The following is a 25,474-nucleotide window of genomic DNA, read 5'->3' as shown; positions in this document are numbered from 1 at the left end:
CATCCAGCGCGTGAGTATGCGGTGCTCCGCGACAATCGTCACGGCGCAGGTTGTCGGCCAATAGCCGGCAACCACCCGCAAGGGGTGGCTGCCGGTCACTCATCAGCTGTTGTTGTGATCGATCTTGATGGTCGGGTCGCTACCGGCGATCAACGAGTGGATGTTGGCATTGGACCAGTTGTTGCCTTCCAGCTTGATCGTCACGTCGGCGTTGGCCAGGCCGCCGGCGGCGTTGAGCTTGCCTTCGGAGCTGACCTGCAGGGTCGAGACCCCGTCCACGGTGGTGATCTTGAGGAAGTTGTCGATGGTGCTGGCGCTCTCGCCCTGCAGCAGATCCCGCAGGTCGATACGGTCACCTTCGCTGGCCTTGAAGTCCTTGATCACATCGTTGCCGGTATCGCCCGCCTTCCAGACGAAGGTATCGGCACCCGAACCGCCAATCAGGATGTCGTTGCCCTGGCCACCGATCAGGGTGTCGTTGCCGGTGCCACCCAGCAGGATGTCATTGCCCCGGCCACCGTCCAGCAAATCGTTGCCGCCCTGGCCGAAGAGAATGTCATTGCCGTCGCCGCCCAGCAGGGTGTCGTTGCCGTCATGGCTGCCGGACACATCGAACTCGGTGTAGTGCTCGGTGATGTACTGGTGCACGTTGCTGGTGCTGACCTGACTGACATCGACCCCGCTCTGCTTGGCCACGTAGGCCTGCATGGCCTGGTAGCCCTCGCCGGCGATGCCGTTGAAGCTCACCAGGTCGCCGAACAGGATGTCGTTGCCATTGCCGCCGCTGACGGTGTCCGCGCCGGGCATGGTGGCTTCGGTGTGGCCGATGATCGAGTTGGCCAGGTCGTTGGGGTCGATGTTGGTCTGCGGCTTGCCGTCGCTGTCGTAAGGCTTCAGGTCGTTGAGGCTGACATCGCTGTTCAGGCCGATGGCTTCCACCTGGGACAGTTTGCTCAGCAGTACGAAGCCGTCATTGGAGTTGCTGGTGGTGGCCGAGTTGGTGCTGTTGCCGCTACCCGCCAGGCTCGACAGCTCATAGGTGCCATCACCCTGGGCGTGCAGCGTGCCCAGGGTCTTGCTGCTCCAAGAGTTCCAGCCACTGTTGTAGGTCTGCAGGATCGTCGTGCCGTCGCTGTTGACGCTGAGGTAGTGGGTGTTGTCGATGTACTTGCCAAAAGTGTCCCCCAGCTTGTAGTTGCTGGTGGTCACCACATCGTCGAGGCGCACGTTGCTGTACAGCGTCGGGTTGGTCTGCTCGCCGCTCTGGTAGTAGGTCGGCTTACCATCGGTGATGAAGTACGTCAGGTTGGTGGCGTTGCTATTGCCGGTGGCCTGGCTGCTCTGGAAGAAGTTGGCCGTGGCCTTGAACACGTCTTCATAGTTGGTGCCGCCGCCGGAGACCATCGAATCCAGCACCGCCTTGAGCTGAGCCAGGGCGTTCGGATCGTTGAGGTTCACCGATACCGACTTGTTGACCTGGGTATCGAAGTCGGCCAGGAAGATGTTCACGGTGCCCGAGCCGGCGCTGCCGATGCTGTTCTTCAGGGTATTGAACACCGAGGTCAGGGAGTTCTTGGCCGCGGTGATCGAGGCGCTGCTCATACTGCCCGAGCTGTCCACCATGAAGGCGATGTTGTAGTTGGTGCCCGGGACCACGGTCAGGCCGCCGATGTCCGCGACCACGATGTCGTTGCCGTCGGTGCCGGTGACGGTATCGTCGCCGGAGGTGGCAACCACCGCATTGTAGGTGGCCGGGTAGACCTTGACCGGGATCTGCGCCGAGGTGCTGGCCGAACCGCCCAGGGACTCGGTGGAGGTCGAGGTCACGTTGAGGTTGAACGAACCGTTGTAGTAAGGCGGCGGGGTGACCGTCAGGTTGCCCAGGTTCCAGCCGGTGACGTTGGCTTCGCCGGAGGTCGCAGTGGCGGTGAAGGTATGCCCGGCACCGTCGCTGAGCACGGAGCCTGCGGGAATGCCGCTGATCTTCACGCTCAGGGTTTCCGAACCGTCGGTATCGGTCAGCCCGGTGCTGATCTTCGACAGATGCACGCTGCCGCCTTCGCCGCCTTCGTTGAGCTTGTAGCCGTCGTAGTAACCCTCGCCGTTGGTGCCGTGCAGGTCGGACACCGAAACCCCGGCGTTGGTCAGGTCGGTGACCCCGGTGTACAGCGGCACGCCGGCGTTGCTCAGGTCTACCGGGGCCCCGCCGTTGACCGACAGGTTGACGTCGTAGTTGCCCGGGCCGCTCTGGTTGTGGTGGTAGATATCGATGGTGTAGTAGCCACTGGTGGTCGGGGTGAAGGTCCCGTTGAGGTTACCGCCCGCGCCCCAGGTGGTGCTGGCCACGTTCTTGCCGCCGATGGTCACCAGCAGGCTGTCGTCGCCGGTGCCGGAGAAGGTGTAGGCCTTGCCGGCTTCCAGGTAGATCAGGCCGGAGGTCTTCGACGCGGTGCCCGGGGTGATGTTGCCGTCGGACTGGACGTTGGTGGCCAGGCTGCTGCTGTTTGGCGTGCCGGCGGCGTCGATCACCGATTTCAGGGTGCTGGCGGACGCGCCGCTGCCGTCGGTGCCCAGGCCGCTGAGGCCGGTCCAGACTTCCTTGAGCAGGCCCACCGAGTTCACGTTGTTGCCGGCCACGCTCAGGGTCGGGGCATCGGCCACTGGGGTGATGTCGACGGTGACCGTACCGGTGCTGCCCAGGGCCTGGCCATCGGTTGGCTGGAACTTGATCTGGGCGTAATCGGCCTGCTGGTTGCCCACGCCGCTGCCGCCGTAGCCGTTGGTGCCGGATTCGTTGGCGTCCGGGGTGAAGCGCAGCTTGCCGGCATCGATATCGGCCTTGCTGATGGTCTGGTTGTTGGCCACGTCCTTCCAGGTCGAACCGTCCAGGTATTGCAGTTTGCCGTCACTGGGCAGCTGGGTGATCTTCACCCCGAGGCTGGACGCCGGGCTGTCGACGTCGCTGACGCCGAAGTTCGACCAGGTCAGGGCCAGCGGGGTGTCTTCGCTGCCGGTCACGGCGCCGCCGGTGGCGGTTGGGGCGTCGTTGACCGCCACCACATTGACCGTGGTGGTGGCGACGTTGGAGTAGTTGCCGCCGTCGGTCACGGTCACGGTGATGGTTCGTGGCGTGGTGCTCGGGTCTTCACTGTTGTTGGTGAAGGTGATGTTCTTGATCTGCTGCATGTAGTCGGCCAGCGTCGCGTTGCCCGACAGAGTCAGCGTGATCGAACCGTCCTTGCTGTTGGCATTGATGTTGATGCCGTTGACGCTGTTGCCCAGGTTCAGCGAGTCCCCCGGCTGACGGTTGGTCAGCACGATGGTGGCGCCGGTGAGCATGGTGCTGTCCGGATCGGTGATGCTCAGGTCGGTGTCGGCGATCGACACGCCAGGGCCCGCGGTGCCTTCGGTGAAGGTGACCTTGTAGTCGGCCCCGGTGGCGCCGCTGGAGTTGTTGGCGTCCAGGTCGATGACCGGCGGAGCATCGTTGTCGATGATCGAGGTGGTGACGCTGTTGTTGCTGCCCACCACCAGGTTCTCGAAGTTGCCACCGGTGGCCGAGTCGATCTTGACCACGAAGTTTTCCGTGCCTTCGGTGATCTTGTCGTCAATGGTGGCGACGTTGAAGGTGGCGCTGCTGGCACCGGCCGGGATCTTCACGGTGTACACGCCGCTGAAGTCCGAGCCGTCGGTGGCGGTGCCGCTGTAGCTGATCTTCAGGGTGACTTCGGTCTGTGCCGGGTGGGTCAGGCTCACGGTGTAGCTGGCGGTCTGGCCTTCAGTGACCGAGGTGCTGCCGGTGATGCCCACCGAAGTGGTATCCACGGTGTCGGTCACGTTGGTCACCGCTGGCGTGGTGTCCGGCACCAGCTTCTCGAAGTTGCCTCCGGTGGCGCTGGTAATCGAGGCATTGACCTTGCCGGCGTCGATATAGACGTCGTCAGCCGGCGCCGCAACGGTGACGGTACCGGTGGTCTTGCCGGCGGCGATGTTGATCACCGCGCCGTTGCTCAGAGTGACGGTCACCGGAGTACCGGCGGCGTTGGTCAGGGTCGCGGTGTAGATGATGGAACCGCCTTCAGCCACGGTGCCGGTGGCGCTGAGGCTGACGCTGGTGGTGTCGATGGTGTCGGTCACGGTGGTGCTGACCGGGGTCTTGTCGGCAACCAGGTTCTCGTAGTTGCCGCCGCTGACGTTGGTGATGGAGTTGGTCAGTGGGGTGTGGCCAACCAGCACGTCGTTAGGCGCGCTGATGCTCACCGAACCAGTGGTTTCACCGACCGGGATGGTGATTTTTTCGCCATTGGCCAGGGTCACGACTAACGGCGAGCCGGTCACCGGAGCGGTAACTGTCGCGGTGTAAGTGACGTTGCCACCTTCGGCCGCGGAAGGCGTGGCCTTCAGCGATACGGTGGAGTTGTCGATGGTGTCGGTGACGTCAGTCACGGCCGGCGTGGTGCTTGGCACCAGTTTTTCGAAGTTGCCGCCTTCGGCCTTGGTGATGGTGGCTTCGACTTTACCGGCGTCTTTGTACACATCATCGCTTGGCGCGGCCACGGTGGCGGTGCCACTGGTTGCCCCGGCGGCAATGGTGATTACGGCACCGTTGGACAGGGTCACAGTGACCGGAGTACCGGCGGCGTTGCTCAGGGTCGCGGTGTAGACGATGGAACCGCCTTCCGCTACCGAAGGTGTAGCCGACAGGGACAGATTGGTGGTGTCGACGGTATCGGTCACGGTGGTGCTGACCGGGGTTTTATCCGCCACCAGGTTCTCGTAGTTGCCGCCGCTGACATTGGAGATGGAGTTGGTCAGTGGGGTGTGGCCGACCAGCACGTCGTTAGGCGCGCTGATGCTGACCGAACCAGTGGTTTCACCGACCGGGATGGTGATTTTTTCGCCATTGGCAAGGGTAACCACCACTGGCGAACCGGTGACTGGAGCAGTGACGGTGGCGGTGTAAGTGACGTTGCCACCTTCAGCTGCGGAAGGCGTGGCCTTCAGCGACACGGTGGAGTTGTCGATGGTATCGGTCACATCGGTGACGGCCGGCGTGGTGCTTGGTACCAGTTTCTCGAAGTTGCCGCCTTCAGCCTTGGTGATGGTCGCTTCGACTTTGCCGGCGTCTTTATAGACGTCATCAGCCGGCGCCGCGACGGTAGCGGTACCGGAAGTGGCGCCTGCGGCAATGGTGATTACCGCACCGTTGCTCAGAGTGACGGTCACCGGAGTACCGGCGGCGTTGCTCAGGGTCGCGGTGTAGACGATGGAACCGCCCTCGGCCACCGACGGTGTAGCGCTGAGGCTGAGGTTGGTGGTGTCCACGGTATCGGTCACGGTAGTGCTGACCGGGGTCTTGTCGGCGACCAGGTTCTCGTAGTTACCGCCGCTGACATTGGTGATGGAGTTGGTCAATGGGGTGTGGCCAACCAGCACGTCGTTAGGTGCGCTGATGCTGACCGAACCAGTGGTTTCGCCGACCGGGATGGTGATCTTCTCGCCATTGGCGAGGGTCACGACTACCGGCGAGCCGGTAACCGGAGCAGTGACGGTGGCGGTGTAAGTGACGTTGCCACCTTCGGCAGCCGAAGGCGTGGCCTTCAGCGACACGGTGGAGTTGTCGATGGTATCGGTCACATCGGTGACGGCCGGCGTGGTGCTTGGTACCAGCTTCTCGAAGTTGCCGCCTTCAGCCTTGGTGATGGTCGCTTCGACCTTGCCGGCGTCCTTGTAGACGTCATCGGCTGGTGCCGCGACGGTAGCGGTGCCGGAAGTGGCGCCAGCGGCAATGGTGATCACGGCGCCATTGCTCAGGGTCACGGTGACCGGAGTACCTGCGGCGTTGCTCAGGGTCGCGGTGTAAACAATCGAACCGCCTTCCGCTACCGAAGGTGTAGCCGACAGGGACAGATTGGTGGTGTCGACGGTATCGGTCACGGTGGTGCTGACCGGAGTCTTGTCGGCGACCAGGTTCTCGTAGTTACCGCCGCTGACGTTGGTGATGGAGTTGGTCAGTGGGGTGTGGCCAACCAGCACGTCATTAGGCGCGCTGATGCTGACCGAACCAGTGGTTTCGCCGACCGGGATGGTGATCTTCTCGCCATTGGCGAGGGTCACGACTACCGGCGAGCCGGTAACCGGAGCAGTGACGGTGGCGGTGTAAGTGACGTTGCCACCTTCGGCCGCGGAAGGCGTGGCCTTCAGCGATACGGTGGAGTTGTCGATGGTATCGGTCACATCGGTGACGGCTGGCGTGGTGCTTGGTACCAGCTTCTCGAAGTTGCCGCCTTCGGCCTTGGTGATGGTGGCTTCGACTTTACCGGCGTCTTTGTACACGTCATCGCCTGGCGCGGCGACAGTCACTGTGCCGGTGGTTTTGCCAGCGGCGATGTTGATCACGGCACCGTTGGACAGGGTCACAGTGACCGGAGTACCGGCGGCGTTGCTCAGGGTCGCTGTGTAGACGATGGAACCGCCCTCGGCCACCGATGGTGTAGCGCTGAGGCTGAGGTTGGTGGTGTCGACGGTATCGGTCACGGTGGTGCTGACCGGGGTTTTATCCGCCACCAGGTTCTCGTAGTTACCGCCGCTGACGTTGGTGATGGAGTTGGTCAGCGGAGTATGGCCAACCAGTACATCGTTAGGCGCAGTGATGCTCACCGAGCCGGTAGTTTCACCCACTGGGATGGTGATCTTCTCGCCATTGGCGAGGGTCACCACAACAGGCGAACCGGTGACCGGAGCGGTGACAGTCGCGGTGTAGGTGACGTTGCCGCCTTCGGCCGTCGAAGGCGTGGCCTTCAGCGATACGGTGGAGTTGTCGATGGTATCGGTCACATCGGTGACGGCCGGCGTGGTGCTTGGTACCAGCTTCTCGAAGTTGCCGCCTTCAGCCTTGGTGATGGTCGCTTCGACTTTGCCGGCGTCTTTATAGACGTCATCAGCCGGAGCCGCGACGGTAGCGGTACCGGAAGTGGCGCCTGCGGCAATGGTAATTACCGCACCGTTGCTCAGGGTCACGGTGACCGGAGTACCGGCGGCATTGCTCAGGGTCGCTGTGTAGACGATGGAACCGCCCTCGGCCACCGACGGTGTAGCGCTGAGGCTGAGGTTGGTGGTGTCCACGGTATCGGTCACGGTAGTGCTGACCGGCGATTTGTCGGCAATCAGGTTCTCGTAGTTCCCGCCGCTGACCGTGCTGATGGCATTGGTCAGCGGAGTGTGGCCAACCAGCACATCGTTCGGCGCGCTGATGCTCACCGAACCGCTGCTCTCGCCGACCGGGATGGTGATTTTTTCACCATTGGCCAGAGTCACCACCACCGGCGAGCCGGTAACTGGCGCGCTGACAGTGGCGGTATAAGTGACGGTGCCGCCTTCGGCTGCCGTCGGCGTGGCCTTGAGCGTAATGGTGGAGTTGTCGATGGTGTCGGTGACGTCGGTGACCACGGGCTTGGTATCAGGCACCAGCTTCTCGAAGTTGCCACCGTCGGCCTTGGTGATGGAAACCTCGACCTTGCCAGCGTCCTTGTACACGTCATCGGCAGGTGCAGCCACAGTCACGGTGCCACTGGTTGCCCCGGCGGCGATGGTGATCACTGCGCCGTTGCTCAGGGTCACGTTGACCGGCGTGCCGGCCGCATTGGTCAGGGTCGCGGTGTAGACGATCGAACCACCCTCGGCCACCGACGGCGTGGCACTGAGGCTGAGATTGGTGGTGTCCACGGTGTCGGTCACGGTGGTGCTGACCGGGGTCTTGTCGGCCACCAGATTCTCGTAGTTCCCGCCACTGACATCGCTAATGGCATTGGTCAGCGGAGTGTGGCCGACCAGCGCATCGTTCGGCGCGCTGATGCTCACCGAGCCGGTGGTTTCACCCACTGGGATGGTGATCTTCTCGCCATTGGCGAGGGTCACCACAACAGGCGAACCGGTGACCGGAGCGGTGACAGTCGCGGTGTAGGTGACGTTGCCGCCTTCGGCCGTCGAAGGCGTGGCCTTCAGCGACACGGTGGAGTTGTCGATGGTATCGGTCACATCGGTGACGGCCGGCGTGGTGCTTGGCACCAGTTTTTCGAAGTTGCCGCCTTCGGCCTTGGTGATGGTGGCTTCGACTTTACCGGCGTCCTTGTAGACGTCATCGGCTGGCGCGGCGACCGTTACGGTGCCGGTGGTTTTGCCTGCTTCGATGGTGATTACGGCACCATTGGACAGCGTTACAGTCACCGGCGTACCGGCGGCGTTGGTCAGGGTCGCGGTATAGGTGATCTGGCCACCTTCGGCGACAGTGCCAGTAGCGCTGAGGGACAGATTGGTGGTGTCGACGGTATCGGTCACGGTGGTGCTGACCGGGGTTTTATCCGCCACCAGGTTTTCGTAGTTGCCGCCGCTGACGTTGGTGATGGAGTTGGTCAGCGGAGTGTGGCCGACCAGCACATCGTTCGGCGCAGTGATGCTCACCGAGCCAGTAGTCTCACCGACCGGGATGGTGATTTTTTCGCCATTGGCCAGTGTCACGACTACTGGAGAACCGGTGACTGGCGCAGTGACAGTCGCGGTGTAGGTGACGTTGCCACCTTCAGCCGCGGAAGGCGTGGCCTTCAGCGACACGGTGGAGTTGTCGATGGTGTCGGTCACATCGGTGACGGCCGGCGTGGTGCTTGGCACCAGCTTTTCAAAGTTGCCGCCTTCAGCCTTGGTGATGGTTGCTTCAACCTTGCCCGCGTCTTTGTACACATCGTCGGCCGGTGCTGCCACGGTGGTGGTGCCACTAGTTGCCCCGGCGGCGATGGTGATTACCGCGCCATTGCTCAGGGTCACGGTGACCGGAGTACCGGCGGCATTGCTCAGGGTTGCGGTGTAAACAATCGAACCGCCTTCCGCTACCGAAGGTGTAGCCGACAGGGACAGATTGGTGGTGTCGACGGTATCGGTCACGGTAGTGCTGACCGGAGTCTTGTCGGCGACCAGGTTTTCGTAGTTGCCACCGCTGACGTTGGTGATGGAGTTGGTCAGCGGAGTATGGCCAACCAGCACATCGTTCGGCGCAGTGATGCTCACCGAGCCGGTAGTCTCACCGACCGGGATGGTGATTTTTTCGCCATTGGCCAGGGTCACGACTACTGGAGAACCGGTGACCGGAGCGGTGACAGTCGCGGTGTAGGTGACATTGCCGCCTTCGGCCGTCGAAGGCGTGGCCTTCAGCGACACGGTGGAATTGTCGATGGTATCGGTCACGTCGGTGACGGCCGGTGTGGTGCTTGGCACCAGTTTTTCGAAGTTGCCGCCTTCAGCCTTGGTGATGGTGGCTTCGACTTTGCCGGCGTCCTTGTAGACGTCATCGGCTGGTGCCGCGACCGTCACGGTGCCAGTGGTTTTGCCTGCTTCGATGGTGATTACGGCACCATTGGACAGCGTTACAGTCACCGGCGTACCGGCGGCGTTGGTCAGGGTCGCGGTATAGGTGATCTGGCCACCTTCGGCGACAGTGCCGGTGGCGCTGAGGGACAGATTGGTGGTGTCGACGGTATCGGTCACGGTGGTGCTGACCGGAGTTTTATCCGCCACCAGGTTTTCGTAGTTGCCGCCGCTGACGTTGGTGATGGAGTTGGTCAGCGGAGTGTGGCCAACCAGCACATCGTTCGGCGCAGTGATGCTCACCGAGCCGGTAGTTTCACCGACCGGAATGGTGATCTTCTCGCCATTGGCGAGGGTCACCACAACAGGCGAACCGGTGACTGGCGCGGTGACGGTTGCGGTGTAAGTGACGTTGCCACCTTCGGCAGCCGAAGGCGTGGCCTTCAGCGACACGGTGGAGTTGTCGATGGTGTCGGTGACGTCAGTCACGGCCGGAGTCGGATTGGTCTCCAGGTGTTCGAAGTTGCCACCCTCGGCCTTGGTGATGGTGGCTTCGACTTTGCCGGCGTCTTTATAGACGTCATCAGCCGGAGCCGCGACGGTAGCAGTGCCCGAAGTGGCACCAGCAGCGATGGTGATCACTGCGCCATTGCTCAATGTCACGGTGACCGGAGTACCAGCAGCATTGCTCAGGGTCGCGGTGTAAGTGATCTGGCCGCCTTCGGCCACCGAGTCAGTAGCGCTCAGGCTCAGCGTGGTGGTGTCCGGAGTGTCGGTAACCGAGGTTTCAGCCGGCTTGTCGTTGATCTCCAGCTTCTCGTAGTTGCCACCGTCCGCTTTGGTGATGGTGGTGCTCAAGGAGCTGCCGCCAGCCAGAGCATCATTGGGTGCAGTGAAGTTCACCGAACCATGGCTTTCGCCAACCGGGATAGTGATGGTCTGTCCATTGGACAAGGTCACTACCACTGGCGAACCGGTTACTGGCGCGGACACCGAAGCGGTGTACACCACGATTCCGCCTTCCGCCACGCTCGGCGTGGCTGTCAACGAAACGGTGCTGGTATCGATAGTGTCGGTGACGTCAGTCACAGCTGGAGCTGGATTGGTGACCAGGTTTTCGAAGTTGCCGCCGTCCGCTTTGGTGATGGTGGCTTCGACTTTACCTGCGTCCTTGTAAACGTCGTCGGCTGGTGCCGCGACGGTGGCGGTGCCCGAGGTTGCGCCTGCGGCGATAGTGATTACGGCACCGTTGCTCAGAGTCACAGTAACCGGGGTACCGGCAGCGTTGGTCAGCGTTGCGGTGTAAACGATGGACCCGCCTTCTGCCACGGAATCTGTCGCCGAAAGGCTCAGAGTGGTGGTGTCTGGGGTGTCGGTAACCGAGGTTTCTGCTGGCTTGTCATTGATCTCCAGCTTCTCGTAGTTACCGCCATCAGCCTTGGTGATGGTGGTGCTCAGAGAGCTGCCGCCGGCCAGGGCGTCGTTTGGCGCGGTGAAGTTCACCGAACCATGGCTTTCGCCAACCGGGATGGTGATGGTTTGACCGTTGGAGAGAGTCACTACAACCGGCGAACCGGTCACTGGTGCCGAAACCGAAGCGGTGTACACCACGATGCCGCCTTCGGCGACGCTCGGAGTCGCCGTCAGGGAGACAGTGCTGGTGTCGATGGTGTCAGTGACGTCCGTCACTGCTGGAGCAGGGTTGGTGACCAGGTTCTCGAAGTTGCCACCGTCCGCTTTGGTGATGGTGACTTCAACCTTGCCAGCGTCCTTGTAAACGTCGTCGGCTGGTGCCGCGACGGTGGCGGTGCCGGAGGTGGCGCCCGCTGCGATGGTGATTACGGCACCGTTACTCAAGGTCACGGTGACCGGAGTACCGGCCGCGTTGGTCAGGGTCGCGGTGTAAACGATGGACCCACCCTCTGCTACCGAGTCAGTAGCACTCAGGCTCAGCGTGGTGGTGTCTGGTGTATCAGTCACCGAGGTTTCGGCCGGCTTGTCGTTAATCTCCAGCTTCTCGTAGTTACCGCCATCAGCCTTGGTGATGGTGGTGCTCAGAGAGCTGCCGCCGGCCAGGGCGTCGTTTGGCGCGGTGAAGTTCACCGAACCGTGGCTTTCGCCAACCGGGATAGTGATGGTCTGGCCATTGGACAAGGTCACCACAACCGGCGAACCGGTCACTGGCGCGGACACCGAAGCGGTGTACACCACGATTCCGCCTTCGGCGACGCTTGGCGTAGCGGTCAGGCTGATAGTCGAAGTATCGATAGTGTCAGTGACATCAGTCACGGCTGGAGCTGGGTTGGTAACCAGGTTCTCGAAGTTGCCGCCTTCAGCTTTGGTGATGGTGGCTTCGACTTTACCTGCGTCCTTGTAAACGTCGTCGGCTGGTGCCGCGACGGTGGCGGTGCCCGAGGTTGCGCCTGCGGCGATAGTGATTACGGCACCGTTGCTCAGAGTCACAGTAACCGGGGTACCGGCAGCGTTGGTCAGCGTTGCGGTGTAAACAATCGAGCCGCCTTCTGCCACGGAGTCTGTCGCCGAAAGGCTCAGAGTGGTGGTGTCTGGTGTATCAGTCACCGAGGTTTCGGCCGGCTTGTCATTGATCTCCAGCTTCTCGTAGTTACCGCCATCAGCCTTGGTGATGGTGGTGCTCAAGGAGCTGCCGCCAGCCAGGGCATCGTTGGGTGCGGTGAAGTTCACGCTGCCGGAGGACTCGCCAACCGGAATAGTAATGGTCTGGCCGTTAGACAGAGTCACTACGACCGGGGAACCGGTCACTGGTGCCGAAACCGAAGCGGTGTACACCACGATGCCGCCTTCGGCGACGCTCGGAGTCGCCGTCAGGCTGACAGTCGAAGTATCGATAGTGTCAGTGACATCCGTCACGGCTGGAGTTGGGTTGGTCTCCAGGTGTTCGAAGTTGCCGCCTTCAGCCTTGGTGATGGTCGCTTCAACTTTGCCAGCGTCCTTGTATACGTCGTCGGCAGGCGCAGCAACAGTGACGGAGCCTGTGGTCTTACCGGCCTCAATGGTGATGACTGCACCGTTGGACAGGGTCACGGTCACTGGAGTACCGGCAGCATTGGTCAGTGTCGCGGTATAGACAATGGAGCCGCCTTCAGCCACGGAGTCGGTGGCCGAGAGGCTCAGAGTGGTTGTATCCGGAGTATCGGTAACGCTGGTTTCAGCGGGCTTATCGCTGATCTCCAGCTTCTCGTAGTTGCCGCCGTCCGCTTTGGTGATGGTGGTGCTCAATGAGCTGCCGCCAGCCAGAGCATCGTTGGGCGCGGTGAAGTTCACAGTGCCGGAGGATTCACCGACTGGGATGGTGATGGTCTGGCCGTTGGACAGAGTTACTACGACCGGGGAGCCGGTGACTGGTGCAGACACCGAAGCGGTGTACACCACGATGCCGCCTTCGGCGACGCTCGGAGTCGCCGTCAGGGAGACAGTGCTGGTGTCGATGGTGTCAGTGACATCAGTCACAGCAGGAGCTGGATTGGTAACCAGGTTCTCGAAGTTACCGCCGTCCGCTTTGGTGATAGTGACTTCAACCTTGCCGGCGTCCTTATAAACGTCATCGGCAGGCGCGGCCACGGTGGCGGTACCGGTGGTGGCACCAGCAGCGATAGTGATTACGGCACCGTTGCTCAGAGTCACAGTAACCGGGGTACCGGCAGCATTGGTCAGCGTCGCGGTATAGACAATGGAGCCGCCTTCAGCCACGGAGTCTGTCGCCGAAAGGCTCAGAGTGGTGGTGTCTGGGGTGTCGGTCACCGAGGTTTCGGCTGGCTTGTCATTGATCTCCAGCTTCTCGTAGTTACCACCGTCAGCCTTGGTGATGGTGGTGCTCAAGGAGCTGCCGCCGGCCAGAGCATCGTTTGGCGCGGTGAAGTTCACCGAACCATGGCTTTCGTCAACCGGGATGGTGATGGTTTGACCATTGGAAAGGGTCACCACCACTGGCGAACCGGTTACTGGTGCAGACACCGAAGCGGTGTAGACCACGATGCCGCCTTCGGCGACGCTTGGCGTAGCGGTCAGGCTGACAGTCGACGTATCGATAGTGTCAGTGACATCGGTGACGGCTGGTGCTGGGTTGGTAACCAGGTTTTCGAAGTTGCCACCGTCTGCCTTGGTGATAGTGACTTCGACCTTACCGGCATCCTTGTAAACATCATCCGCAGGAGCGGCAATGGTTGCAGTCCCCGAAGTAGCGCCAGCGGCGATGGTGATGACGGCACCGTTGGAGAGTGTGACCGTGACCGGAGTGCCAGCGGCGTTGGTCAGTGTTGCGGTGTAAACGATCGAGCCACCTTCGGCCACCGAGTCAGTAGCGCTCAGGCTCAGAGTGGTGGTATCCGGAGTATCGGTAACCGAGGTTTCAGCAGGTTTGTCGCTGATCTCCAGCTTCTCGTAGTTACCGCCGTCAGCCTTGGTGATGGTGGTGCTCAGAGAGCTGCCGCCAGCCAGAGCATCATTTGGGGCGGTGAAGTTCACGGTGCCGGAGGACTCGCCAACCGGAATTGTGATGGTCTGGCCGTTGGACAGGGTCACTACCACTGGAGAGCCGGTGACTGGTGCAGACACCGAAGCGGTGTAAACGACAATGCCGCCTTCGGCCACGCTCGGCGTGGCGGTCAACGAAACGGTGCTGGTATCGATAGTGTCGGTGACGTCGGTGACCGCTGGAGCTGGATTGGTAACCAGGTTTTCGAAGTTGCCGCCATCGGCTTTGGTGATAGTGACTTCAACCTTGCCGGCGTCCTTGTACACATCGTCGGCCGGGGCCGCGACGGTGGCGGTGCCGGAAGTGGCGCCCGCTGCGATGGTGATTACCGCACCGTTGGAGAGGGTCACGGTCACTGGTGTGCCGGCAGCATTGGTCAGCGTCGCGGTGTAAACAATCGAGCCGCCCTCAGCGACGGTATCGGTGGCCGTTACGCTAAGGGTGGTGGTGTCCGGCGTATCGGTAACCGAGGTTTCGGCTGGCTTGTCGTTGATCTCCAGCTTCTCGAAGTTACCGCCGTCAGCCTTGGTGATGGTGGTGCTCAAGGAACTGCCGCCAGCCAGTGCGTCGTTGGGCGCGGTGAAGTTCACAGTGCCGGAGGATTCACCGACTGGAATGGTGATGGTTTGACCGTTGGACAAGGTCACCACAACTGGCGAACCGGTCACTGGCGCGGACACCGAAGCGGTGTAGACCACGATGCCGCCTTCGGCCACGCTCGGCGTGGCGGTCAACGAAACGGTGCTGGTATCGATAGTGTCGGTGACGTCGGTGACCGCTGGAGCTGGGTTGGTAACCAGGTTCTCGAAGTTGCCACCCTCTGTCTTGGTGATGGTGACTTCAACCTTGCCCGCATCCTTGTAGACGTCATCCGCCGGGGCCGCGACGGTGGCGGTGCCGGAGGTGGCGCCTGCGGCGATGGTGATCACCGCGCCATTGGACAGCGTCACAGTCAGCGGTGTACCGGCCGGATTGGTCAGGGTCGCGGTATAGACGATGGAGCCGCCCTCGGCCACGGTGCTGGTGGCCGACAGGCTGAGGCCGGTGTCGTCGATCGTGTCGGTGACGGTGGTGACCGCTTTGTCGGTGCTCGGCTGCAGGTTCTCGAAGTTGCCGCCTTCGGCTTTGGTTATGCCGACTTCGATGGTGCTGCCGTTCTTGTAGACGTCGTTGGCCGGGGCCGCTACGTCGACCGAGCCGCTGGATTTGCCTGCTTCAATGGTGATCACCGCGCCGTTGGACAGGGTGATGGTCACAGGCGTCTGCGCCGGATTGGTCAGGTTGGCGGTGTAGGTGATCTGCCCGCCTTCGGAGACGCTGGCATCGGCGGTCAAGGTGACGGTGGTGGTGTCGATGGTATCGGTGATCTGAGTCACCGCCGGAGTGGGGTCTACCGTGACCAGCAGGCCGCTGCCGCCGGTGGTGCCGGTGACGCTGACACTGATCTGGCCGGGGTCGATGTAGACGTTGTCCTGGGGCGCCAGAGGGACTTGCACGCTGCCAGTGGTCTGGCCTGCGCTGATCACGATGACCGCGCCATTGGACAGGGTGACGGTCAGGTCGGTCAGTGGTGCCTGGGTCAGGGTGGCGGTGTACACCAGCACACCGCCGGCTTCGGTGATGGTCGGCGTGGCGCCCAGGGTCAGGGTGGCCGGACGCAGCGAATCACTGCCGCTGCCGTTGGTGGTGGCCAGACCGTTGTTGGTCAGTCCACCAAGGTTGTTGTCCACGGCCGAAGTGGCTTGACCCAGGCCGGCCGTCGGGAAGCCGATGGTCGGGTCTACCCGGCCAGCGGTTTCTTGCAACTGGACGAAGCTGTGGCCACCCCCCGCGGCGCCCCCGGTGCCCGCAGCAGTCGGACCCGCGGCCGTGGCTTCCAGATCGGTGGTCGGGTCGGCACCGGCGGCGATCGCCTGCTGCAGCTCTGCCACCGAGGGGGCGGCTTGCGCGCTGGCCTGGGCCAGGTCGGTGGTGGAATCCGGCGCGGCACCGCTCCACTGGGTGTCACGGCCAAGATCGAGTGTGCGCCCGTCGGTCAATTCCAGGGTGACGGCGCCAGCGGGACCGGTATCGACCTGGTCACCCACGAACAGGCGGTCGCCTTCGATGAGTACGCGCCGGATTCCTTCCGGGGAAACTACGAAAACCTGACCGACAATGCTTTTGACGATGGCAACAACACTGCTCATTGGGGACTCTCCGATGTACCGCTTAGTCGACTTCCATGTACCGGCTTGGGCGCGGGCCGCAACTCAGTCAGGAGGTACATTGCTGTGTAATTGAATACGGGTATTTGACAGTATAGACGTCAATATTTTGGCTAGTTTTTTTCGAGATTAACTTTATGCCAAACTATTGACCTTATGGGTGCCATCCTAAACAATCGCTGAATTAATGTCACATTGATATTCATGCAGTAACCTGACTTGAAGTATGTGAACCAGTTCTTAGTTTGAACTTTCCGACGGACGGTCTTTAATGGTTGAAATCATTCGATGTGGCGCCACGTTTTGACGTGTTTCTGGACATGCTGTCCGAGGGAAATTTCTATCATGCGTTTTCACCTGTTAAAGGCCCTGCCGTTCGCCTTGGCCGCGAGTTTCGTGCAGGCACAAACACTCCCCGAAGCCATGCAGAAAGCACTGGATGTGCACCCGGAAATTCAAGCCGGGGTCAACAGCCGTCTAGCCGCTGACTATCAGCTCAAAGCCGCCAAAGGTGGCTATCTGCCACGTGTCGACATGCTCGCCGGCTATGGCCGTGAGGGCACCGATAACCCTAGTACCCGTGCGGGTACTGGCAGCAATCACTGGGAGACACTGAATCGCGGAGAGTCAAGTTTACGTCTCCAGCAGATGGTTTTTGACGGTTTTGCCACGTCCAGTGAAGTTGGGCGTCAACAAGCCACCGTCAATTCCCGGGCCTATTCCCTGCTCGGCACCTCCGAGCGCACGGCGTTGACCGTCGCCCAGGTGTACCTGGACGTGCTGACCCGCCGTCAATTCGTACAGTTGGCAGAAGACAATCTGCGCAATCACGAACGCATCTACGACCAGATCAAGCTGCGCACCCAGCGTGGCGTGGGCAGCGGCGCCGACCTCGATCAGGCCGAAGCGCGCATGGCCCAGGCCCGCAACAACCTGATCACCGAGCAGACCAACCTGGCCGACGCCCAGACCAACTACCTGAGTGCGGTAGGGCAGATGCCGGATCAGCTGGAGCGTCCTGCCAGCTTTATGGCGCTGATGCCGGCCAACCTCGATGAGGCCCGCCGCCAGATGCTGGAAAACAGCCCGATCCTGCGCTCCGCCGAATCCGACATCGTGGCTGCCGAGAAGCAGTACGACGCCGCCAAGTCGGCGTTCTACCCACGTTTCGACGCGGAGCTGGGCCGTACCGCAGACAACGACCTGGACGGCCAGAACGGCCACAACAATGAATGGCAGGCCATGCTGCGCATGCGCTTCAACCTGTTCGCCGGTGGCAGCAACAAGGCCGACCTGGAGTCCAAGGCCTACCAGTCGAACCAGGCCCTGGATATCCGCAACAACGCCTTGCGGGTCTTGAACGAGGAGCTGGGCCTGGCCTGGAACGCCTTGAACAACGCCAATGCCCAGGTGCCGATTGCCCAGGAATATGTTGACCGCAGCACGGCAGTGCGCACCGCCTACCAGAAACAGTTCAGCCTGGGCGAACGTACCCTGCTGGACTTGCTCGACAGCGAAAACGAGTTGTTCACCGCATCCCGGCGTCTGGCCGAGATCAAGAACATTCAGTTATTTACTCAGTACCGAATCAAGGCGACCATGGGCGAGTTGCTCAAGAGCCAGGGAGTGGTCGCACCTATGGCTTCCGTCGTGCAGAACGATGCGAAGCCCAAGGTCCAGCTGCCTGGGATGAATTGAGCTACTTTCATCCAACAGCCAGCCAAGAGTGTCCAGCGTGGAATCAGAAGCCAGTCGAGCGCAATTTAGTCATGATCCACGCGGTATGCATGACGACCCCTTGCTGGATGGATTGCTGACCCTCTGCTTCCTGCATCAGAAGCCCGCCAGTGCGGCCATGCTGACCACCGGTCTGCCATTGCCGTCACAGCGCCTGAGCGCCGAGTTGCTGCCCCGCGCAGCGGCTCGGGCCGGGCTGCAGGGGCGCGTGTTGCGCCGCAAGCTCGAGCAGATTCCGACCATCGCCATGCCCGCCCTGCTGTTGCTCAAGAACGGTCGCAGCGCCGTGCTCCTGGGCTGGCAAGGTGAAGATCAGGCGCGCCTGCTGCTCAGCGAAAGCGATGGCGGCGAGGTGTGCGTCGATCGCCAACTGGTGGCCGACGACTACAGCGGGCAGGTGTTCTTCGCCCAGCCCCAGCACAAGTTCGACGTCAATCACGGTTCGCTGATTCCCCGGGCCCGCTCCTGGTTTCGCGACACCCTCAAGCGCTCGCGCTGGCTGTATGCCGACGCCATCGCCGCCAGCCTGTTGATCAACATCATCGCCATGGCCGCGCCGCTGTTCGTGATGAACGTCTACGACCGGGTGGTGCCCAACCAGGCCACCTCGACCCTGTGGGTGCTGTCCATCGGCATCATGGGCGCCTACATCTTCGACCTGATCCTCAAGAGCCTGCGCAGCCTCTGTTTGGACCTGGCGGGTAAAAAGACCGACCTGATCATTTCCGCCACGCTGTTCGAACGCATCGTCGGCATGGCCATGAAGTACCGCCCGGCCCGGGTCGGCAGCTTCGCTCAGAACATCCATGAGTTTCAGAGCCTGCGCGACTTCCTCGCGTCCCTGACCCTCACCAGCCTCATCGACCTGCCCTTCACCCTGCTGATCTTCCTGGTGATCGCCATCCTTGGCGGCCACCTGGTGTGGATCCCGGTGCTGGCCTTCCCCCTCGCCCTAGGCATCGGCTACGCCTTGCAGAAGCCCCTGGTGGCGACCATGGAGAAAACCATGGCCCTGGGCGCCGAGCGCCAGTCGAGCCTGATCGAAACCCTGGCCGGGCTGGACGCCGTGAAGGTCAACAACGCCGAGAGCGAGCGTCAGTACCAGTGGGAACAGACCATCGGCACCCTCAGCCGTCTGGAGCTGCGGGTGAAGATGCTCTCCAGCCTGGCGATGAACATCACCTTGCTGATCCAGCAACTGGCCGGGGTGACCATGATCGTCTTCGGCGTCTACCAGATCATCGACGGCAACCTCAGCATGGGCGGTCTGATCGCCTGCTACATGCTCAGCGGCCGGGCCCTGAGCCCGCTGGCCTCGCTGTCCGGTTTGCTGACCCGTTACCAGCAGGCGCGCGTCACCATGACCTCGGTGGACCAGATGATGGAGCTGCCCCAGGAGCGCAATTTCGACGAGCGTCCCCTGAGCCGCAACGTGCTGCAGGGCGCCATCGAATGCCGGCTGCTGAATTTCACTTACCCGGGGCAGCAGAACCCGGCACTGAAGAACATCAACCTGACGATCAAGCCGGGCGAGAAGGTCGGCATCATCGGCCGCAGCGGCTCCGGCAAAAGCTCCCTGGCCAAGCTGCTGGTGGGGCTCTACCAGCCGGACTCCGGGGCCTTGCTGGTGGACGGTGTGGACATCCGCCAGATCGACGTCAGCGAATTGCGCCACAACATCGGCTACGTGCCCCAGGACATCCAGCTGCTGGCCGGCACCCTGCGCGACAACCTGACCTCCGGTGCCCGCTACGTCGACGACGAACTGGTGCTGCAGGCCTCCGAACTGGCAGGGGTGCATGAATTCGCCCGGCTGCATCCGCAAGGCTATGAGTTGCAGGTAGGCGAACGTGGGCAAAACCTCTCCGGCGGTCAGCGACAGAACGTCGCCCTGGCCCGTGCCCTGTTGCTCAATCCACAGATCCTGCTGCTCGACGAGCCCACCAGCGCCATGGACAACACCGGTGAAGAGCGCCTGAAGCAGCGCCTGGAATCGGTGGTGCAGAACAAGACCGTGGTCCTGGTGACGCACCGGGCGTCGCTGCTGTCCCTGGTGGACCGGCTGTTGGTGGTGGACCGAGGGCAGATCCTGGCCGACGGCCCGAAAGCGGTAGTGATGGAAGCGTTGAAGAAGGGGCAGATCAGTGTTGCTTAAGTCGGGATTCAAGGACTCGATCCGCCGCTATTTCAAAGGCAGCGATTCCCTCAAGGGGCAGCCACTGCCCGAAGTCAACAAGGCCCTGATCGAGGATGCGCCGCGGGTCATTCGCCTGACCATCTGGGGCATCATCGCCTTCTTCCTGTTCCTGGTGCTGTGGGCCAACTTCGCGGTGATCGACGAAGTGACCAAGGGCGAGGGCAAGGCCATTCCGTCGTCCAAGGTGCAGAAGATCCAGAACCTGGAAGGCGGGATCGTCTCCGAGTTGTACGTCAAGGAAGGCCAGGTGGTGGAAGCCGGTGCGCCGCTGATTCGCCTGGACGACACGCGCTTTCAGTCCAACGTCGGCGAGACCGAGACCGTGCGCCTGTCCATGCTGCTGCGGGTCGAGCGCCTGAGCGCCGAAGTGGATGAGCGCGAACTGAACTTCCCCGCCGACGCGGTCAAGGACGCGCCCGGCCAGGCGGCCAGCGAAAAATCCCTGTACCAGAGCCGTCGCCAGCAACTGCATGACGAGATCGGCGGCCTTCAGGAACAGCTGATCCAGAAGCAGCAGGAACTGCGCGAATTCACCTCCAAGCAGGCCCAATACCGCCAGCAACTGGGCCTGCAGCGCCAGGAAATCGCCATGTCCGAGCCCCTGGTGGCCCAGGGCGCGGTGTCGCCGGTGGAAGTGCTGCGGCTCAAGCGCGCCGAAGTGGAAACCCGCGGCCAGCTGGACGCCACCACCCTGGCCATTCCCCGTGCCGAATCGGCGATCAAGGAAGTGCAGCGCAAGATCGATGAAACCCGCGGCAAGTTCCGCAGCGAAGCCCTGACCCAGCTCAACGAGGCGCGCACCGAACTGAACAAGGCCAGCGCCACCGGCAAGGCCCTGGAAGACCGGGTCAGCCGGACCCTGGTCACCTCGCCGGTGCGCGGTATCGTCAAGCAGCTGATGGTCAACACCATTGGCGGGGTGATCCAGCCGGGCAGCGACATGGTGGAAATCGTGCCGCTGAACGACACCCTGCTGGTGGAAGCCAAGATCCGTCCCCAGGACATCGCCTTCCTGCACCCGGGGCAGGAAGCGGTGGTCAAGTTCAGCGCCTATGACTACACCATCTATGGCGGCCTCAAGGCCCGCCTGGAGCAGATCGGCGCCGACACCATCACCGACGAAGACAAGAAAACCACCTACTACATGATCAAGCTGCGCACCGACCGCAGCCACCTGGGCACCGATGAAAAACCGCTGCTGATCATCCCCGGGATGGTGGCCTCGGTGGACATCATCACCGGCAAGAAGAGCATCCTCAGCTACCTGCTCAAGCCGATCATCCGCGCCCGCGCCGAAGCCCTGCACGAACGCTGATCCGCGTAAAAGGCGACCTTGCCAGCCTTGTAGGCGCTGGCTTGCCAGCGAAGGGGCCCGTGAGAGCGCCTTCGCCGGCAAGCCGGCTCCTGCAGTTCGTCTCATCGAGCCGTCGACAGCGCGGCGTCCCCAGGTATCGCGCCGCTCGAATCAACATATCGTTATTCGCTAACGGTATTTAAATTCGCTTTCTTATATCTATAAAGTCGACTCCCTGCGTACCTGCCGACCAATCGGCGCGCCGCACGAAATGAACCCACACGGGATCTCCGTGAGTTTCTGATCGACGCGCGCGCCCTGGGCGCGCCTGCGCGGGAGTTTCAGTCATGTCTGCATCAGCCAGTGCCGCCGCCGTTGCCGCACAAGCCTTCGAAATCCGTCCTTTCAACGGCGCCGTCGGCGCCGAGATCATCGGCCTGGACCTGTCCCGGCCGCTCAACGACCAGGACTTCGCCCGCATCCACCGCGCCCACCTGGATCATCACGTGGTGGTGTTCCGCGACCAGCGCATCAGCCCCGAACAACAGATCGCCTTCAGCCGCCGTTTCGGCGAGCTGCAGATCCATGTGCTCAAGCAGTTCCTGCTGGCCGGGCACCCGGAAATCCTCATCGTTTCCAACATCATCGAGAACGGCCAGTCCATCGGCCTGGGGGATGCCGGCAAGTTCTGGCACTCGGATCTGTCCTACAAGGAACTGCCGAGCCTGGGCTCGATGCTGCACGCCCAGGAACTGCCGGCCGAAGGCGGCGACACCCTGTTCGCCGACATGCACAAAGCCTGGGACAAGCTGCCCGAGGCGCTGCGCAAGGCGGTCGAGGGCCGCAGTGCCGCGCATTCCTACACGGCGCGCTACAGCGAAACCAAGTTCGAGGGCAACTGGCGCCCGACCCTGACCCCGGAGCAACTGGCCCAGGTCGCCGAAGTGGTGCACCCGATTGTCCGCACCCACCCGGAAAACGGCCGCAAGGCACTGTTCGTCAGTGAAGGCTTCACCACCCGCATCATCGGCCTGCCGGAGGACGAAAGCGCCCAGGTGCTGGCCGAGCTGTACGCCCACAGCGTGCTGCCGGACAACGTCTACCGCCACCAATGGCAGCCCCATGACCTGGTGTTCTGGGACAACCGCTCGCTGATCCACCTGGCCGCCGGTTGCCCGAGCCATCTGCGCCGCAAGCTGTATCGCACCACCATCCAGGGCGACGCCCCTTACTGATCGGCCGGCTCGGCAGGAGAATCACCATGTCCTTATCCATTCCCTTCATTCCCCGCCTCGGCAAGCTGGCCACGGCCATCGGCCTGGGTTTCAGTCTGCTGGCCGGTAGCCTGGTGGCGCCTGCGGCGGCCCATGCCGAAGGCGAAATTCGCATCGCTGAACAGTTCGGCATCGTCTACCTGTTGCTCAACGTGGTGCGCGATCAGCACCTGATCGAAAAACACGGCAAACAAGAGGGCATCGATATCAAGGTCGACTGGACCCAGCTGTCCGGCGGCGCGGCGGTCAACGACGCCTTGCTGTCAGGCTCCATCGACATTGCCGGGGCCGGCGTCGGCCCGCTGCTGACCATCTGGGATCGCACCCACGGCCGGCAGAACGTCAAGGCCGTGGCCTCCCTCGGTAACTTTCCCTACTACCTGGTGAGCAACAATCCCCAGGTCAAGACCATCGCCGACTTCACCGAGAAGGACCGCATCGCGGTGCCGGCGGTGGGCGTCTCGGTGCAGTCGCGCTTCCTGCAGTACGCTGCGGCCAAGCAATGGGGCGACCAGGAATTCAATCGCCTGGACAAATACACCATCGCCGTGCCGCACCCGGATGCCACCGCCGCGCTGATTGCCGGCGGCACCGAGCTGACCGGGCACTTCTCCAACCCGCCGTTCCAGGACCAGGCCCTGGAGAACCCCAACGTGCATGTGGTGCTCAATACCTACGACCTGCTGGGCCCGAACTCGCCGACGGTGCTGTTTGCCACCGAAAAATTCCGCAACGACAACCCCAAGACCTACACGGCCTTCGTCGAAGCCCTGGCTGAAGCTGCCGAGTTCGCCCAGAACGACAAGGGCGCGGCCGCCGATACCTACATCCGCGTGACCAAGGCCAAGATCGACCGCGCCGCGCTGCTGAAGATCATCGACAACCCGCAGTTCGAATTCAGCGTGACGCCGAAAAACACCTACCCGCTGGCGGAGTTCCTGTACCGGGTTGGCGCCATCAAGAACAAGCCGGAATCGTGGAAGGACTACTTCTTCCAGGACGCCAAACCGCTGCAAGGGAGCTGATGGCCATGAACGCCCCCTTGCCAGGCCACACGGCCAGCAACCCCACCGCCACCGCCGAAGCGCTGTTGGCGGTGGATCAAGTCAGCCTGGAATACCGCACCCCGCAGCGCGTGGTGCGGGCCACCCACCAGGTCAGTTTCGCAATCGATCCGGCCGATCGTTTTGTCCTGCTGGGGCCTTCGGGCTGCGGCAAGTCGACCCTGCTCAAGGCGGTGGCCGGGTTTATCCAGCCTTGCGAGGGCGAAATTCGCCTGCAAGGCCAGCGCGTCAGCCAGCCCGGGCCGGACCGCATCGTGGTGTTTCAGGAGTTCGATCAACTGCCGCCCTGGAAAACCGTGAAGCAGAACGTGATGTTTCCGCTGCTGGCGTCGAAAACCCTCGGCCGTCGCGAAGCCGAGGAGCGCGCCCTGCATTACCTGGAAAAAGTTGGACTGGCAGCCTTTGCCGATGCCTACCCGCACACGCTGTCCGGCGGCATGAAGGCCCGGGTGGCAATCGCCCGGGCCCTGGCCATGCAGCCGAAGATCCTGCTGATGGACGAACCCTTCGCCGCCCTCGACGCCCTGACCCGGCGCAAGATGCAGGAGGAGTTGCTGCTGCTCTGGGAGGAGGTGCGCTTCACCTTGCTGTTCGTCACCCACTCCATCGAGGAGGCGCTGGTGGTGGGTAACCGCATCCTTTTGCTGTCGCCGCATCCGGGGCGGGTGCGGGCGGAGGTCCACAGCCACCAGTACGACTTGCACAGCCTGGGTGGCGTGGCCTTCCAGCAGACCGCGCGCCGCATTCACCGCTTGCTGTTCGATGAAGGCCAGGGGCCAGAAACCGACAGCGCAGTGGATTTCGCCGATATCCGCATCGCCTATTGAGCCGTCAGGCCACCGTTGAACGAGGAACGCCCGATGAGCCAGTCATCCCCCGTGCGCGAAGAATACGAAGTTGTCCTGCAACCCCTGCTGCAAGTCCCGCTGGAACGAGAGCTGCCCCTGGGCCAGCGCCTCTGGCAACAGGGCTGGCTGCGCAAGGGCCTGATCCTGATCCTTTTGGCGCTGCTGTGGGAAGCCGTGGCCCGCTACCAGAACAACGACCTGCTGCTGCCCAGTTTTCTGCAGACCGCCAGCGCTCTTTACCAGGGCCTGATCAGCGGCGAATTGCTGGGCAAGGTGGGCATTTCCCTGGTGGTGCTGCTCAAGGGCTACCTGATCGGCATTGTCCTGGCCTTTGCCCTGACCACCCTGGCGGTGTCGACCCAGTTCGGCCGCGACCTGCTGAGCACCCTGACCTCGATGTTCAACCCGCTGCCGGCCATTGCCCTGCTGCCCCTGGCGCTGCTGTGGTTCGGCCTGGGGCAGAACAGCCTGATCTTCGTGCTGGTGCATTCGGTGCTCTGGGCCCTGGCCCTGAACACTTACGCCGGGTTTCTCGGGGTTTCCGAAACCCTGCGCATGGCCGGGCGCAACTACGGCCTCAAGGGCCTGCGCCTGGTGCTGTTCATCCTGATCCCGGCGGCGCTGCCGTCGATCCTGGCCGGACTGAAGATCGGCTGGGCCTTCGCCTGGCGCACCCTGATCGCCGCCGAACTGTTGTTCGGCGCCACCAGCGGCAAGGGCGGCCTGGGCTGGTACATCTTCCAGAACCGCAACGAGCTGTACACCGACAAGGTGTTTGCCGGGCTGGCGGTGGTGATCCTCATCGGCCTGCTGGTGGAGAACCTGATCTTCGACACCCTGGAGCGGATCACGGTGAAACGCTGGGGCATGCAACGCTGAGCTGCCTCGTCCGCCAGCCCCCCCCCACCCCCGACCGTAGGAGCTGGCTTGCCAGCGAAAGCGTCCTCAAGCGCAATGCAAGGTTCGAGGGCCCCTTCGCCGGC

General features: G+C 62.4%; 8 protein-coding genes. 7 read left to right on the top strand and 1 reads right to left on the bottom strand.

The features are described 5' to 3' along the window. Positions 1-102: 102 nt before the first annotated feature. A complete protein-coding gene (locus tag GGI48_RS14245; RefSeq protein WP_179598854.1) occupies positions 103-16,059 on the bottom strand; it encodes a LapA family giant adhesin in 15,957 nt (5,318 codons plus the stop codon). 363 nt (positions 16,060-16,422) lie between these two features. Between GGI48_RS14245 and GGI48_RS14240 the strand changes: the two genes are divergently transcribed. The 7 genes from GGI48_RS14240 to GGI48_RS14210 all read left to right on the top strand — a co-directional run bounded on the left by GGI48_RS14240 (position 16,423) and on the right by GGI48_RS14210 (position 25,370). Next, positions 16,423-17,775, top strand: a complete 1,353-nt coding sequence (locus GGI48_RS14240) for a TolC family outer membrane protein (RefSeq protein ID WP_016967921.1) — start codon at positions 16,423-16,425, stop codon at positions 17,773-17,775. 37 nt (positions 17,776-17,812) lie between these two features. Then, complete coding sequence (locus GGI48_RS14235; protein WP_016967920.1) at positions 17,813-19,969, top strand: type I secretion system permease/ATPase; 2,157 nt, start codon at positions 17,813-17,815, stop codon at positions 19,967-19,969. After that, complete coding sequence (locus tag GGI48_RS14230; protein ID WP_103740968.1) at positions 19,959-21,326, top strand: HlyD family type I secretion periplasmic adaptor subunit; 1,368 nt, start codon at positions 19,959-19,961, stop codon at positions 21,324-21,326. Before GGI48_RS14235 ends, GGI48_RS14230 begins: the two co-directional genes overlap by 11 nt. Before the next feature lie 326 nt (positions 21,327-21,652). Continuing rightward, entirely contained in the window at positions 21,653-22,540 is an 888-nt protein-coding gene (locus GGI48_RS14225; protein WP_179598852.1) for a TauD/TfdA dioxygenase family protein, read from the top strand. A gap of 26 nt (positions 22,541-22,566) precedes the next feature. Next, positions 22,567-23,604, top strand: a complete 1,038-nt coding sequence (locus tag GGI48_RS14220; RefSeq protein WP_181956976.1) for an ABC transporter substrate-binding protein — start codon at positions 22,567-22,569, stop codon at positions 23,602-23,604. Positions 23,605-23,609: 5 nt separating this feature from the next. Next, positions 23,610-24,470 (top strand): ABC transporter ATP-binding protein, encoded by an 861-nt coding sequence (locus GGI48_RS14215; RefSeq protein WP_179598850.1) that lies wholly within the window; start codon positions 23,610-23,612, stop codon positions 24,468-24,470. Between the two features lie 33 nt (positions 24,471-24,503). Next, positions 24,504-25,370 carry an ABC transporter permease gene (locus GGI48_RS14210; RefSeq protein ID WP_179598848.1) on the top strand — a complete coding sequence of 289 codons (867 nt, stop codon included), beginning with the start codon at positions 24,504-24,506 and terminating at the stop codon, positions 25,368-25,370. The last annotated feature ends 104 nt before the right edge of the window (positions 25,371-25,474 follow it).

The sequence above is a fragment of the Pseudomonas protegens genome (assembly GCF_013407925.2).
Lineage (GTDB): Bacteria > Pseudomonadota > Gammaproteobacteria > Pseudomonadales > Pseudomonadaceae > Aquipseudomonas > Aquipseudomonas fluorescens_AP.
Note: the sequence above shows the minus strand (reverse complement) of the source record. Positions and strands in the feature narration are given on the sequence as shown.